The following is a 13,167-nucleotide window of genomic DNA, read 5'->3' on the forward strand; positions in this document are numbered from 1 at the left end:
GATCCACCAGGCACCGGGGCCGATGCTGGCTGTCCAGCCGACGGTGGAACTGGCGAAACGGAACTCCCGCCAGCGGATCGACCCGCTGATCGACGAGAGCCCGGAACTGCGGGAGCGGGTCAAACCGGCACGCTCGCGGGATGCTGGCAACACGATGCTGTCCAAGGAATTCGCGGGCGGCATCCTGATCATGACCGGTGCGAACTCGGCGGTCGGGCTGCGCTCCACCCCGGCGCGCTACATCTTTCTCGACGAGGTCGACGCCTATCCGGCGTCGGCCGACGAGGAAGGCGATCCGGTGACGCTGGCCGAGGCGCGGTCGCTGACCTTTGCCCACCGGCGCAAGGTGTTCCTGGTCTCGACCCCGACGATCCGGGGGCTCTCCCGGATCGAACGCGAGTTCGAGGCATCGGACCAGCGGCGATACTTCGTGCCGTGCCCGTATTGCGGGCAGATGCAGTGGCTGAAATTCGAGCGGCTACGCTGGGAGAAGGGCCGGCCGGAAACGGCGGACTACCGTTGCGAGGCCTGCGAGGTGCCCATCGCGGAACACCACAAGACGGCGATGTTGCAAGCGGGCGAATGGCGTCCGACCGCCACGGCGGCCGATCCGAACACCGTCGGCTATCACCTCTCGGCGCTCTATTCACCCATCGGCTGGCTGAGCTGGGAGCGGATCGTGCGGGCATGGGAGGCGGCCCAAGGGTCGGACGAGGCAATCAAGGCGTTCCGCAACACGATCCTTGGCGAGACATGGGTCGAGACCGGCGAGGCGCCCGATTGGCAGCTGCTTTACGACCGGCGTGAACGCTGGAATCCGGGCATCGTTCCCGCGGGCGGATTGTTCCTGACCGCCGGGGCGGACGTGCAGAAAGACCGCATCGAGGTCGATGTCTGGGCCTGGGGGCGTGGGCTCGAAAGCTGGCTTGTCGATCACGTGGTGATCGAGGGCGGACCCGACCGGCAGGATGCCTGGGGCGACCTGACCGAATTGCTCAGCCGTACCTGGCCGCATGAGCGCGGCGCGCATCTGAAGATCGCGCGGCTTGCCATCGACACCGGCTACGAGGCTCCGGCGGTCTATGGCTGGGCGCGGGCGGAGGGCTTTGCACAGGTCGCGCCCGTCAAGGGCGTCGAGGGGTTCAATCGGGCAAGCCCGGTCTCCGGGCCGACCTATGTCGACGCCACCGAGGGCGGCAAGCGCCTGCGGCGGGGCGCGCGGCTTTGGACCGTGGCGGTCTCGACGTTCAAGGCCGAAACCTACCGCTTCCTGCGGCTGGCCCGGCCGACGGCGGAAGAGCTGGCGGAGGGCGCCGCGTTCCCGCCCGGCACGGTGCATCTGCCCGGCTGGGCCGACACCGAGTGGATCCGGCAGCTGACGGCAGAGCAGCTGGTGACGGTTCGCACCCGGCGCGGCTTCGCCCGACTGGAATGGCAGAAGATCCGCGAGCGCAACGAGGCGCTGGACTGCCGGGTTTACGCCCGCGCCGCCGCCTGGATCGCGGGTGCGGATCGCTGGTCTGAGGAGAAATGGCGCGACCTCGAGGATCAACTCGGCGTCGCCGACGCATCTGCGGATCCCGCAGGGCAGATAAACAGGCAAGCGCAGACGTCGCAGGGCAAACGCCGGTCCGACTGGCTCGGACGGCGTGGAGGATGGTTTTGATGGCAGACTGGACGGAAACCGAGCTTTCGGCGCTGCGCCGGGCCTATGCCAGCGGCACGACGCGGGTCAGCTATGACGGCAAATCCGTCGACTACGGCTCGGCTGAGGATCTGCTGGCGCGCATCCGCACCATCGAGCGCGCCATTGCGGCCACCACGCAACCGGTGCCAATCGCCGGGCTTGCGGGCTTCTCGCGCGGAGATCGCTGATGGCAGCCAACTGGTTCGATCACGCCATCGCCACGGTGGCACCGCGCATGGCCGCGCGCCGCGTCATGGCGCGTCAGGCCTTCGAGACCCTGACGCGCGGCTATGACGGCGCGGCCAAGGGGCGGCGCACCGATGGTTGGCGCGCGCCGGGCACATCGGCCGACACCGAGGTTGGCGTGGCGGGGGCGCTCTTGCGTGACCGGATGCGCGATCTGGTACGCAACAACCCGCACGCGGCCAAGGCCGTGTCGGTGCTGGTCAACAACATCGTTGGCGCGGGCATCATGCCACGTGCCGCCAGCGGCGATGACAAGCTGGACCGCAAGGTCGATGCACTCTTCGCCCGGTGGTCGGACGTCGCTGACGCCGATGGCCAGCTCGACTTCTACGGGCTGCAGACGCTGATCTGCCGGGAAATGGTCGAGGCAGGCGAGGTGCTGGTGCGCCGCAGGCTGCGCCGCGCGTCCGACGGGCTGCCGGTGCCGCTGCAATTGCAGGTGCTGGAAGCCGATTTCCTCGACGGGGCGAAGTCCGGCGCCATCGGTGCTGGCCGCCTCGTCCAGGGGATCGAGTTCGACGCGATCGGCAAGCGCCGGGCCTATTGGCTGCACGCGGAACATCCCGGCGATGCCTACGGCGCCTTGCGTAGCGCCACCAACAGCCGCCCGGTCCCCGCGACCGAGATCGCCCATGTCTACGAAAAGCAACGCACACAGGCGCGCGGCGTCCCCTGGGGCGCGCCGGTGATCCGCAGCTTGCGCGATCTCGACGATTACGAGGTGGCCGAACTGGTTCGCAAGAAGACCGAGGCCTGCGTCACCGCCATCGTCTTCGGCGACGACGAGGCGCAACAGGGCATCGCGCCTGCGGTGATCGATGCCGACGGCAACCGGGTGGAGCAGTTCGAACCGGGGCTGATCGCCTATGCGCGCGGAGGTAAGGACATCCGCTTCAACCAGCCCTCCGCCACAGGTGGCTATGGCGAATACAAGCGTGCGAGCCTGCACACGATCTCGGCAGGCTTCCGGGTGCCCTACGAGCTTCTCACGGGGGATCTCAGCCAGGTCAACTATTCCTCGATCCGGGCCGGGCTCGTCGAGTTCCGACGTCAGATCGACGCCGTGCAGTGGCAGCTGTTCATCCCGATGTTCTGCGCCCCTAGCTGGCGCTGGTTCACCGAGGCCGCATGGGCGGCTGGGCAGATCCCGTCGCCGGATGTCCCGGTCGAATGGTCGCCGCCGAAGTTCGAAGCGGTCGATCCACAGAAGGACGCGATGGCGAACCTGCTGTCGATCCGCTCTGGCACCATGACGCTGGCCGAGGTGATCGCCCGGCAGGGCCGTAACCCGGACGCCGTGCTGGCGGAAATCGCCGCGACCAATGCCAAGCTCGACGACCTCGGCCTCGTGCTCGACAGCGACCCGCGCCGCGTCACCAAAACCGGCAGCGCGCAGGCGAGTGATCCGGCCGTCGATCCGACAAACGACGTGGCCGCGGACGCGGATGCAGACCCGGCGCAGGCCGACCAACAGGACTGACCTCATGGACACAATGATCGAACTGCCGGCCATGCGCCGGTCGGCGGAGCTTGCGCCGAACACCGCCGATGCCGACAGCCGCACCGTCGAAGTGATCTGGTCGGCGGGGGCGCGGGTCCGCCGCTCGACGCTGTTCGGTGAGTCCTATGACGAGGAACTGAGCCTCGACCCCGCCCATGTGCGGCTGGATCGGCTGAATGCGGGCGCGCCGTTTCTGAAGGTGCATGAGATCGACACGCTGGATGCCGTCATCGGCTCAGTCGTGCCGGGTTCGGCGCGTATCGAAAACGGGCGCGGCATTGCGCAGGTCCGGATCAGCGAACGCGCCGATGTCGAGCCGATCTGGCGCGACATCCAGGCCGGGCACATCCGCGCGGTCTCCATCGGCTACCAGGTCCACCGCTTCGACATCTCCAAGCCCGATGGCGGGCGCGAGCTGTGGCGGGCGGTCGATTGGACCCCGTTCGAGATCTCGGCCGTGCCAGTCGGTGCGGATCCCGCCGCAGGCTTCCGCGCCAAGGGCGAACATCACGACTGCGTCCTCCATCGCCGGGACGCTGAAACCAGCGAAGGAGCATCCCCGATGACCGACAAGACGACCCCGGCCGCCCCGGCCGACGACACCCCCGACACGGCAGCGACCGAGGAGATCACCATGCCCGACGACAAGACCGGCGCGCCCGAGGCGCAGACGCGCGCGGCTGAGACGCGCTGCCAGCCGAAGGCCCCGAAGCCCGAGGCCCCGGATACCGAAGTCATCGCGACCCGCGCCCGCGAGGCCGAGCGCGACCGCGTCTCGACCATCTACGATCTGGCCGGGCGGCTGAACCTCGAGCGCAGCTTTGCCGAGGATCTGGTGAAACGTGGAACGGATATCGACGAGGCGCGGCGCCTGATCCTCGACCAGGTCGCCGCGAAGTCGGACGAGACCCGGACCTTCCCGCATGTCTCCATCCCTCTCGGCGGCCGGGACGAGCGCATCACCCGCCGCGACGCGGTGGCGAACGCGCTGCTGCACCGATACAGCCCGACGCTGTTCCAGCTGGAGGACGCCGCCCGGCAGTACCGCGGCATGACGCTGCTGGAACTGGCCCGCGAAAGCCTCGGCAATGCGGGCGTCAACACCCGCGGCCTTTCGCGCGACGAAGTGGCGACGCGCGCGCTGCATTCGACGTCCGACTTCCCCGAGATCCTGTCGGTGGTGACCAACAAGACCCTGCGGCAGGCCTACGAGGCCTATCCGCGGACCTTCATGCTGTTCTGCCGTCAGGTGCTGGCGACGGACTTCAAGGCGATGCACCGGGTCCAGCTCGGCGAGGCCCCGCAGCTGCTCGAGGTCGGCGAAAGCGGCGAGTTCAAACGCGGCACTCTCGGCGAGAGCAAGGAGAGCTACAAGGTCAAGACCTATGGCCGGGTGGTCGCAATCACCCGCCAGACGCTGATCAACGACGATCTCGACGCCTTCACCCGGATCCCGGCGATGTACGGCAACTCGATCGCGCAGCTCGAGAGCGACGTGGTCTGGGGTATCATCACCGCCAACCCGGCCATGTCCGATGGCAATGCGCTGTTCCACGCCACCCACAAGAACCTCGCGGGCACCGGCGCGGCGCTGGCGGTCGATGCGGTGGGGGCGGCCCGCGCGGCAATGGCCAGGCAGACCGGGCTCGACAAGAAGACGGTGCTGAATATCCGGCCCGCCTTCCTGATCGTCCCGGCGGCGCTGGAGCTGAAGGCCGAGCAGATGGTCGCCCAGAACCTCGTGCCCGCCGCGACGTCCAGCGTTGTTCCGCAGTCGATCCGCACGCTCACGCCGATCAGCGAGCCGCGCCTCGACGCCGCCAGCGCCACGGCCTGGTATCTGGCCGCCAGCCCCAACCAGATCGACACCATTGAGTACGCCTATCTCGAGGGCCAGCAGGGCGCGTACATCGAGACGCGCAACGGCTTCGACGTCGACGGCGTCGAGATCAAGTGCCGGCTCGACTTCGGCGCCAAGGCCATCGACTGGCGCGGTCTCTACAAGAACCCGGGGGCATAAGCCGGGTCGTTCCTGACATCTCACCTCTGACGGGCGGTCAAATCGGGCCGCCCGTTCCTGTTTGCAAAGGATCCCGCTCATGAAAAACTACGTCCAGCCCGGCAACACCATCACGCTCGCCGCGCCCTATGCCGTGACCTCCGGCGACGGCCTGCTCGTCGGCTCCATCTTCGGCGTGGCCGCTGGGGACGCCGCCAATGCCGAGACCGTCGAGGTCGCGCTCACCGGTGTCTTTGACCTCAAGAAGGTCGCGTCTCAAGCCTGGTCGGCCGGTGACAAGGTCTATTGGGACAACACCAACAAGGAAGCCACCAAGACCGCCACGGGGAACACGGCTGTAGGCGTGGCCGTTGAGGCTGTTGCGGGCGGCGCGGGCGACTTGATTGGCCGGGTGCGCCTGAACGGCAGTTTCTGATGACCGCGTTTGCCGCCGTCGTTGATGCTCTGTTCGCGGATCCCAACCTCGGGCGAGAGGCGATCTACACCTCCGACGGCGGCGCGCCCGTGTTGGTGCGCGTCGTCTCCCGGCAGGCCGATTCGATCACCGACTTCGGCGATGCCCGGCTCTGGTCGGAAACGACGCGGGTCGACTTGCGCGTCGCCGAGGTGCCTCAGCCCCGTCCCGGCGACCGCATCGAGATCGACGGCGAGGCCTTCCTCATCCAGGGCGAGCCTATTCGCGACCGCGAGCGGCTCGTCTGGACCGTGGACCTGCGCCCGGCCTGACTGCAATGAAGCTGAAGCTCGACATCACCCCCGATCTCGTCGCCGCGATGGCCGCCGAGGTGAAGGCGGGCGAGAAAGCGGTAACCGCCGCGATGCGCGAGGCCGGGACCGGGCTCAAGACGGCCTGGCGCACCCAGATCACCGGCGCAGGGCTTGGCCGGCGGCTGGCGAACTCGATCCGCAGCCAGACCTACCCGAAGGCCGGCGAGAGTCTGAATGCTGCGGCGCTGGTCTGGTCGAAGGCGCCGGTCATCGTCGGCGCCCATGACACCGGCCCCTTGATCCGCTCGAAGGACGGGTTCTGGCTCGCGATCCCTCTGCCGGCTGCCGGCAAGGGCCGGCGCGGAGCAAAACTGACCCCCGGCGAATGGGAACGCCGACGCGGCCTGCGCCTGCGGTTCGTCTATCGCAGGCGCGGGCCGAGCCTGCTCGTCGCCGATCGGGCCCGCATCAACACCCGCGGTCAGGCGGTGGCCTCGCGCGCGAAGACCGGTCGCAACCAGGTCACCGCGCCGATCTTCCTGCTAGTGCCACAGGTCAGACTGCCGAAGCGGCTGGATCTGGCGCGGGATGCAGACCGGGCGTTGGACAGCGTGCCGGGGCTGATCGTGGCGAACTGGATTGACCGAAGGCTCTGAAGTGGAGCGTCTTTCAAGTTGCAGTCCGTCGCGCCATTGTATCTTCCGACTGCGTCCATCGCGAGGAAGGATATGGCTCTCACAAGGAATGTTGTTGATCGGCTTGTGCTCGGTTTCAGAACTGATGTTGCGAGGGCTGAAACGCTCTACGGAAGGATTGCGTTGGCTGGCGCAACGCGGAACGGCGACGGCACTTTTTCTTCTCTACGCCAGCCGGACAAAAGGGACGCTGCACAATTCATTTTCTTCGAGGTTGCCGCTCAGTTCGAACATTTCTGCAAAGAGGCATTCTTGATCGAAGTCCGTCATGAATTCGGCGTCCAGCCGAAGAGGGCCGTTCATGTTATGGGTAGCAGTGACAAAGGCCTTTCCGGAGTGATGGGCTGGGGGGCTCCAAAGATGCTTCAGGGCCGCGCCCGAAATCTTTTCGGGAAGAAAGGCTTCTTTGCTCGACTGGAGACGCGGCTCGGGCAGACAACTTATCAGCGGCTCAGTCATGCTCACAAAATCAGAAACCGCATCGCGCATTCAGGTGGCAATGCCAGCAAAGACTTCAATGCCATCCTCGGTAACCTCGGTGTCCCGGATGGGAGCCGCAAGGGGCTGAGTGTTGGGCGTCTTCTAATGGATTATCCAAACGGTGCGAACGCCAACGATAGATGGTTCTTCCGGCTGACAGGAGCGTATCGGACACTAGTCTATGATTTCGAGCAGTATTTTCATACCGCTATACCGCCTTGATGTGCGACTGAGGTAGAATGCCCACCCTTCGCGAATCCATCCTGACCGCGCTGCACGCGCGGCTCTCGGCGCTGCCCGCTACCGTCCTGCGCGGCGATGTGCTGCCCGAGCGTGTGCCGGCCGGTGGCCTGCTGATCCTGCGCGACGGCGAACCGGGGGAGCCCGAGGTGACGCTGTCGCCGCTCGCCTACCACTACCAGCACCGCGCCGAGATCGAGGCGGTCGTGCAGGGCACCGACCGTGACGCCGCATTCGACACGCTGACCGCCAGCATCGGCACGGCTCTCGCCGCCAACCGCACGTTGGGAGGTCTCTGCGACTGGGTCGAGGCGGAAGCGCCGCGGCCCGTTGACCTACCGGTCGAAGGGGCGGCGAGCCTGAAAGCGGCCGTCATTCCCGTGGTTCTGCACTATTCCACGGCCGATCCGCTGATCTGACCCAACCGACAACAGGAGAACACCATGGCACGCGCCCAAGGGGCGCGGTCGCAGCTGGCGGCCGCGTTCGAGACCACTTACGGCACCGCACCGGCCAGCGGCTTCATGCAGATGCCCTTCGCCAGCGCCTCGCTGGGGGCCGAGCAGCCGCTGCTGGCCTCGGAACTGCTGGGCTACGGCCGCGATCCGCTGGCCCCGATCAAGGACGCGGTCACGGCGGACGGCGACATCACCGTGCCGCTCGACGCCGAGGCGTTCGGCTTCTGGCTGAAGGCGGCGTTCGGGGCGCCGACCACCACGGGCACCACCAACAAGACCCACACCTTCAAATCGGGATCGTGGGCGCTGCCCAGCATGGCGATCGAGGTGGCGATGCCCGAGATCCCGCGCTTTGCCATGTATACCGGCTGCGTGCTGGATCAGCTGAGCCTGCAGATGCAGCGCTCGGGGTTGTTGACCGCCGACGTCAAGCTGGTGGCGCAGGGCGAAAGCGTCGCCACGTCGACTCAGGCCGGCACGCCCACCGCCTATGCCCTGCAGCGCTTCGGCCATTTCAACGGGGCGATCAAGCGAAACGGCACCGCCTTGGGCAATATCGTTTCGGCCGATCTGACCTACGCCAACAATGTCGAGCGGATCGAGACCATCCGTAACGATGGCCGGATCGATGGGGCGGACCCGTCGATTGCTGCGCTCACCGGCAAGATCGACGTGCGCTTTGCCGACACGACCCTGATGGATCAGGCGCTGAACGGCACCGCGGCCAGCCTCGAGTTCTCCTGGGTGATCTCGGCCAATGTCAGCCTGACCATCACCGCGCATGCGGTCTACCTGCCGCGCCCGCGTGTGGAAATCCAGGGGCCGCAGGGCATCCAGGCCAGTTTCGACTGGCAGGCGGCCTATGACAGCGTGGCCGGGCAGATGTGCACGGTCGTCCTCAAGAACCAGGTGGCGAGCTACTGACATGCTGACGCTCGATCTGTCCAATGAACCGCGTTGGCACGAGCTGGCGCCCGGCGTGCGTGTGCAACTGCGCCCGCTGACCACCGCGCTGATGGTGGCGACCCGCAGCGACCCGGCCGTGGAGGCGGTGCCGGAGGATGCCCCGGACGAGGAACGCGCCGTCGCCTTCGCCAAGGCGCTGGCGCGGCGGGCCGTGCTCGCCTGGGAAGGCGTAGGCGATACCGACGGCAACCCCATCGACCCGAGCGCGCAGGCCATCGACGCGCTGCTCGATATCTGGCCGATCTTCGAGGCGTTCCAGCTGACCTACGTGTCGAAAGGCCTGCTGCTGGAGCAGGAAAAAAACGCCTCCGCGCTCTCGCCGAATGGTCCTTCGGCGGGGGCGAGCGCTACTGCGATGGCTGCCAAGGGTCATGCCCGGACTGCCCGGCGCGATTGAACCGACCCGTAACTCATGAGGGCTGGCAGGTCTGGGATCTTGTCGGCCGCCTCGGCGGCCAGCTCCGCGTCCTGCCCGGCGCGGTGATCGGCTGGGACATGGGCGCGGCGCTCGTGCTCGGTAACGCCCTCGGCGTGCCTCCCCTCGTCCTGGCCGAACTTCTGCCCGTCATCGAGGCGGTGATGGTCGCGAAACTCAACGAACAGATGGAACATTCCGATGGCGGAAAAACGGGTTAGCGTCCGCCTTGCGGCGGTCGGCGGACGGCAGGTGCGCGCCGAGTTGGAAGGCGTGGGCGAGGCCGGCGCCCGCGGCTTTGGACGGCTGAGCCGGGAGATGGAGGCGGCCAACGCCCGGCTCGCGGGTTTCGCGCGCCGGGTGCGCGTGGCGGCGGCCGCCGCCGTGGCAGCCGCTGCCGCCGCTGGCGTGGCGATGATCCGCTCGGGGCTGCAGACGATCGACGCACAGGCCAAGCTCGCGCAGTCGCTCGGGACCACGGTCGCATCGATCCAGACGCTGGAACGCGCGGGCGAGCTGGCGGGCGTGTCGATGTCCGGCATCGAACAGGCCACCAAGGACCTGACGCGGCGGCTGAGCCAGGCGGCTGCCGGGACCGGTCCTGCCGCCGCCGCGCTCGACCGGCTCGGGCTCTCTGCGTCCGACCTGCTGGCCCTGCCGCTCGACGAGCGCGTCGGTGCCATCAATGCCGCCATCGAGGACTTCGTCCCCGCCGCCGAGCGCGCCGCTGTCGCGGGCCAACTCTTCGGCGAGGAAGGCTCCATCGCCATGTCGCGGATTGACACCGCGACCCTGCGCCAGGCCACCGAGGACGTGCGGGCCTTCGGGGTCGTCGTCTCGGAGCAGGACGCAGACCAGATCGAGCGCACGAACGATGCGATCTCCCGGCTCGGGCTGATCTGGCGCGGGCTGTCGAACCAGCTGGCGGTCGCTGCGGCACCCGCGCTGGAAGCTGTCGCCGATGCCATGGCGGCGCTCGCCAGCCGCACCGGCCCGCTGGGTATCGCGATCCGCGGTCTCTTCGACAACATTGCCCGCCTGACCACCTATGCCGCCACATTCGCGTCCTTCCTCGCCAGCCGCTGGGTCGCCGGGCTCGCTGCCGCGGCGCTGTCGGTCCGTGGCCTCGCCACGGCGCTCGTCATCCTGCGCGGGGCGCTCATCCGAACCGGCATCGGGGCGCTGATCGTGGGCGCCGGGGAGCTGATCTACCAGTTCACCAGGCTCATGCGCGGCGCGGGCGGCTTTGGCGAAGCGCTGGACCTCATGGGCAATGTCGCGAAGGAGGTCTGGGACGGGATCAGGGTCACCGTCACCTCCTTCGCCGACGATTTCCGGGCCATGGGCGCCGAAACGCAAGCGATCTGGCTGCGCCTCATGGCCTTCCTCTCGCAGAAATGGGCCGACTTTCTTGACCAGATCGGGCCGACCTTCAACGCGGTCTCCGAGCGGATCGGGGCCGATGCTCGCATCGACGTCTTCGGGGCGCAAAGCTACGCGTCCTTCCTCAACCACGCCGCCAGCAATGCAGGCCACCAGGCCGACGCGCTGCGTGCCCGCGCTGCAGAGACGCGCGCCCATGCCTTCGACGGCGTGCGGGAGGCCGTGGACGCGCTGCGGGCGGCAATGCGTGCAAGTGGCGAAGACGGCGCGGATGCGCTCGATGAGGCCACGGCGGCGGCCGACCGGGTGAGCGCCGCGCTGGATGCCGCCGGTGAGGCCGGCCGGGCTGCCGGCGCGGCCAATGCGGATGGGGCCGGCGAGGCAGCCACCGGCTGGGCAGCCGTCACCGCGACGCTGTCAGACTACGCCAGCAAGGCCCGCGACATTGGCGCCGATATCGGCCAGTCCCTCGTTGGCGCCTTCCGCAGCGCCGAGGACGCGGTGGCCGCGTTCGTGAAGTCCGGCAAGCTTGACTTCCGTGATCTCGTGACGTCGCTGATCGCCGATCTCACCAAGCTGGCTGCGCGCCGGTTCATCCTCGGGCCCATGGCCAATGCGCTCGGCGGGATCCTCGGCGGCGCTGGCGGGCTGTTGACAGGGGCGAAGGTGTATCACGCAGGCGGCGTGGTCGGCGCGGTGAGCGTGACGCGCCAGGTGCCCGCCTGGGTGTTCGCCGGCGCGCCGCGAATGCATTCCGGCGGCTGGGCCGGGCTCCGACCCGACGAGGTGCCGGCGATATTGCAGCGCGGCGAACGGGTGCTGTCGCGGCGCGAGGCGCAGAGCTACGGCGCTGGTGGCGGCGTCACCATCAACATCAACACCCGCGACGCGGAGAGCTTCCGGCAATCGCGCACGCAGGTCGCGGCCGACATCGCCCGGGCGGTGTCGCTGGGCCGCAGGGGGCTCTGAGCGATGGCGTTTCACGAGGTTCGGTTTCCGGACAATATCAGCCGCGGCGCTCGTGGTGGGCCGGAACGGCGCACGCAGGTCGTCGAGTTGGCCAGCGGCGGCGAGGAACGCAACGCCAGCTGGGCCAATTCCCGCCGGCGCTACGATGTCGCCTTTGGCATCCGGCGGGCCGACGATCTGGCGGCCGTGGTGGCCTTCTTCGAGGCGCGCAACGGCCGGCTCTACGGTTTCCGCTTCAAGGACTGGGCGGACTGGAAGTCCTGCCTGCCGTCCGGGACACCTTCGCCCACGGATCAGGCAATCGGCACCGGTGACGGCGTGACGACCGACTTCCAGCTGGTCAAGGCCTATGCCTCTGGCGGCCAGACCTGGACCCGAACGATCACCAAGCCGGTCGCAGGCACGGTCCGCGTCGCGGTCGATGGCGTGGAACAGTTCTCTGGCTGGTCGGTTGATACCACCACCGGCATCGTCAGCTTCACGACCGCCCCGGCGACGGGCGCCGCCATCACAGCCGGCTTCGCGTTCGATACTCCCGTCCGGTTCGATACCGACACGCTGGACGTCACGCTGGACATCGAACGCCTCGGCTCCATCACCGCCATCCCGCTCCTGGAGATCCGGCGATGAACGATTCCGGCAGTTTCCTCGACGCCGTGCTGCGCGAGCTTGCCACCTCCACGGCCGTGATCCTCGCCGCCTGGGGCGCGCTTGGCGGGGCCACCAACGCGCTGACCACGAAGATGCGCCTGCGCGATGCGCTTCGCCACATCCTGCTCGGCGGGCTGATCGCGGCCGGCATGGGGAGCCTGTCGATGGCCGTCATCACCTCCTGGCTGGGCCTGCCGCCGCAGGCGATCCCCGCGGGCGGGGCGGCGGGATCGGCGGCCTACCTGGTCGGCGTCTTTGGCCCGGCGGTGATCGAGCTGGTGCTGGCCCGGTTGCGCGATGCGCGGGAGGGCGGCGATGACTGAGCTTGTCCGTGTCCTGCGCGGCCTGCGGCGTCTCACCGACGACCCGCGCGATGCCTTTGCCCACCGTCTGCGCATTGGCCTCGCGGTCGCCGCGCTCATTCTGATCCTCTCGCTTCTGAGTATCCGTCATGCGCAAGCGCGATTTGCGACCCAGAAGCGATCTGCCTTGACGAGTGCGTTTGCGGTTTCGATCAGCTTGCGCATGAGGGCCACAAGGGCGACCTTGGCGGGTTTTCCGGCAGCGCGGAGCGCGGTGTATTTGGCCCTGAGATCCGGGTTGAAGCGCATGGCGACGAGAGCGGGCATGTAGAGCGCGTCGCGTAGCGGCTTGCGCCCGCCGCTGATGAAGGACTTGCCCTTCCACTGGCCGGACTCGCGGCAGTGAGGAACCAGCCCGGCCAGGCTTCCGGCCTGTTTGCGTCCCA

Annotated in this window: 16 protein-coding genes; 15 read left to right on the forward strand and 1 reads right to left on the reverse strand. The window is 68.0% G+C overall.

Annotation, left to right across the window (positions count from 1 at the left end; all coding sequences use genetic code 11):
• The 15 genes from LV82_RS14470 to LV82_RS14540 all read left to right on the forward strand — a co-directional run.
• The coding region (locus tag LV82_RS14470; protein ID WP_104072897.1) for a phage terminase large subunit family protein at nt 1-1,666 on the forward strand (1,666 nt) is incomplete at its 5' end.
• A complete protein-coding gene (locus LV82_RS14475) occupies nt 1,666-1,875 on the forward strand; it encodes a phage head-tail joining protein (protein WP_104072899.1) in 210 nt (69 codons plus the stop codon). The genes LV82_RS14470 and LV82_RS14475, both read left to right, overlap by 1 nt.
• A complete protein-coding gene (locus tag LV82_RS14480) occupies nt 1,875-3,413 on the forward strand; it encodes a phage portal protein (RefSeq protein ID WP_104072901.1) in 1,539 nt (512 codons plus the stop codon). The genes LV82_RS14475 and LV82_RS14480 overlap by 1 nt, the downstream gene beginning before the upstream one ends.
• A gap of 4 nt (nt 3,414-3,417) precedes the next feature.
• Nucleotides 3,418-5,454: a prohead protease/major capsid protein fusion protein gene (locus tag LV82_RS14485; RefSeq protein WP_104072903.1), complete on the forward strand. Its 2,037-nt coding sequence runs from the start codon at nt 3,418-3,420 to the stop codon at nt 5,452-5,454.
• Between the two features lie 79 nt (nt 5,455-5,533).
• Entirely contained in the window at nt 5,534-5,869 is a 336-nt protein-coding gene (locus LV82_RS14490; protein ID WP_104072905.1) for a DUF2190 family protein, read from the forward strand.
• Nucleotides 5,869-6,180 carry a head-tail joining protein gene (locus LV82_RS14495; RefSeq protein WP_104072906.1) on the forward strand — a complete coding sequence of 104 codons (312 nt, stop codon included), beginning with the start codon at nt 5,869-5,871 and terminating at the stop codon, nt 6,178-6,180. Before LV82_RS14490 ends, LV82_RS14495 begins: the two co-directional genes overlap by 1 nt.
• A gap of 5 nt (nt 6,181-6,185) precedes the next feature.
• Nucleotides 6,186-6,818 (forward strand): DUF6441 family protein, encoded by a 633-nt coding sequence (locus tag LV82_RS14500; protein WP_104072908.1) that lies wholly within the window; start codon nt 6,186-6,188, stop codon nt 6,816-6,818.
• A gap of 72 nt (nt 6,819-6,890) precedes the next feature.
• Complete coding sequence (locus LV82_RS14835; protein ID WP_146065189.1) at nt 6,891-7,559, forward strand: hypothetical protein; 669 nt, start codon at nt 6,891-6,893, stop codon at nt 7,557-7,559.
• A 17-nt stretch (nt 7,560-7,576) separates the two neighbouring features.
• On the forward strand, nt 7,577-7,996 hold the full coding sequence (locus LV82_RS14510; RefSeq protein WP_104072912.1) for an acyl-CoA transferase: 420 nt from the start codon (nt 7,577-7,579) through the stop codon (nt 7,994-7,996).
• 24 nt (nt 7,997-8,020) lie between these two features.
• The gene (locus tag LV82_RS14515; RefSeq protein ID WP_104072914.1) at nt 8,021-8,959 is read left to right on the forward strand and encodes a phage tail tube protein; all 939 of its coding nucleotides are present in this window, start codon (nt 8,021-8,023) and stop codon (nt 8,957-8,959) included.
• A 1-nt stretch (nt 8,960) separates the two neighbouring features.
• Nucleotides 8,961-9,398, forward strand: coding sequence for a hypothetical protein (locus tag LV82_RS14520; protein WP_104072916.1), 438 nt, complete (start codon nt 8,961-8,963; stop codon nt 9,396-9,398).
• Nucleotides 9,395-9,637 carry a DUF7697 family protein gene (locus LV82_RS14525; RefSeq protein WP_104072918.1) on the forward strand — a complete coding sequence of 81 codons (243 nt, stop codon included), beginning with the start codon at nt 9,395-9,397 and terminating at the stop codon, nt 9,635-9,637. Before LV82_RS14520 ends, LV82_RS14525 begins: the two co-directional genes overlap by 4 nt.
• On the forward strand, nt 9,618-11,768 hold the full coding sequence (locus LV82_RS14530; RefSeq protein ID WP_104072920.1) for a phage tail tape measure C-terminal domain-containing protein: 2,151 nt from the start codon (nt 9,618-9,620) through the stop codon (nt 11,766-11,768). The genes LV82_RS14525 and LV82_RS14530 overlap by 20 nt, the downstream gene beginning before the upstream one ends.
• A 3-nt stretch (nt 11,769-11,771) precedes the next feature.
• Nucleotides 11,772-12,398 (forward strand): DUF2460 domain-containing protein, encoded by a 627-nt coding sequence (locus LV82_RS14535; protein WP_104072922.1) that lies wholly within the window; start codon nt 11,772-11,774, stop codon nt 12,396-12,398.
• Nucleotides 12,395-12,742, forward strand: coding sequence for a hypothetical protein (locus LV82_RS14540; protein WP_104072924.1), 348 nt, complete (start codon nt 12,395-12,397; stop codon nt 12,740-12,742). The genes LV82_RS14535 and LV82_RS14540 overlap by 4 nt, the downstream gene beginning before the upstream one ends.
• 126 nt (nt 12,743-12,868) lie before the next feature.
• Here the strand turns inward: LV82_RS14540 and LV82_RS14545 are convergent.
• Nucleotides 12,869-13,167: transposase (locus LV82_RS14545; RefSeq protein ID WP_146065187.1), on the reverse strand; the 299-nt coding region annotated here is incomplete at its 5' end.

The sequence above is a fragment of the Albidovulum inexpectatum genome, from assembly GCF_002927635.1.
GTDB classification, from domain to species: Bacteria; Pseudomonadota; Alphaproteobacteria; order Rhodobacterales; family Rhodobacteraceae; genus Albidovulum; species Albidovulum inexpectatum.

Bases quoted from the DNA above. Each gene is read 5' to 3' on its own strand.
- LV82_RS14510 (WP_104072912.1), top strand. From the start codon at position 7,577: ATGCCCACCCTTCGCGAATCCATCCTGACCGCGCTGCACGCGCGGCTC.
- LV82_RS14535 (WP_104072922.1), top strand. From the start codon at position 11,772: ATGGCGTTTCACGAGGTTCGGTTTCCGGACAATATCAGCCGCGGCGCT.
- LV82_RS14495 (WP_104072906.1), top strand. From the start codon at position 5,869: ATGACCGCGTTTGCCGCCGTCGTTGATGCTCTGTTCGCGGATCCCAAC.
- LV82_RS14530 (WP_104072920.1), top strand. From the start codon at position 9,618: ATGGCGGAAAAACGGGTTAGCGTCCGCCTTGCGGCGGTCGGCGGACGG.
- LV82_RS14835 (WP_146065189.1), top strand. From the start codon at position 6,891: ATGGCTCTCACAAGGAATGTTGTTGATCGGCTTGTGCTCGGTTTCAGA.
- LV82_RS14485 (WP_104072903.1), top strand. From the start codon at position 3,418: ATGGACACAATGATCGAACTGCCGGCCATGCGCCGGTCGGCGGAGCTT.
- LV82_RS14490 (WP_104072905.1), top strand. From the start codon at position 5,534: ATGAAAAACTACGTCCAGCCCGGCAACACCATCACGCTCGCCGCGCCC.
- LV82_RS14540 (WP_104072924.1), top strand. From the start codon at position 12,395: ATGAACGATTCCGGCAGTTTCCTCGACGCCGTGCTGCGCGAGCTTGCC.
- LV82_RS14480 (WP_104072901.1), top strand. From the start codon at position 1,875: ATGGCAGCCAACTGGTTCGATCACGCCATCGCCACGGTGGCACCGCGC.
- LV82_RS14500 (WP_104072908.1), top strand. From the start codon at position 6,186: ATGAAGCTGAAGCTCGACATCACCCCCGATCTCGTCGCCGCGATGGCC.
- LV82_RS14515 (WP_104072914.1), top strand. From the start codon at position 8,021: ATGGCACGCGCCCAAGGGGCGCGGTCGCAGCTGGCGGCCGCGTTCGAG.
- LV82_RS14475 (WP_104072899.1), top strand. From the start codon at position 1,666: ATGGCAGACTGGACGGAAACCGAGCTTTCGGCGCTGCGCCGGGCCTAT.
- LV82_RS14520 (WP_104072916.1), top strand. From the start codon at position 8,961: ATGCTGACGCTCGATCTGTCCAATGAACCGCGTTGGCACGAGCTGGCG.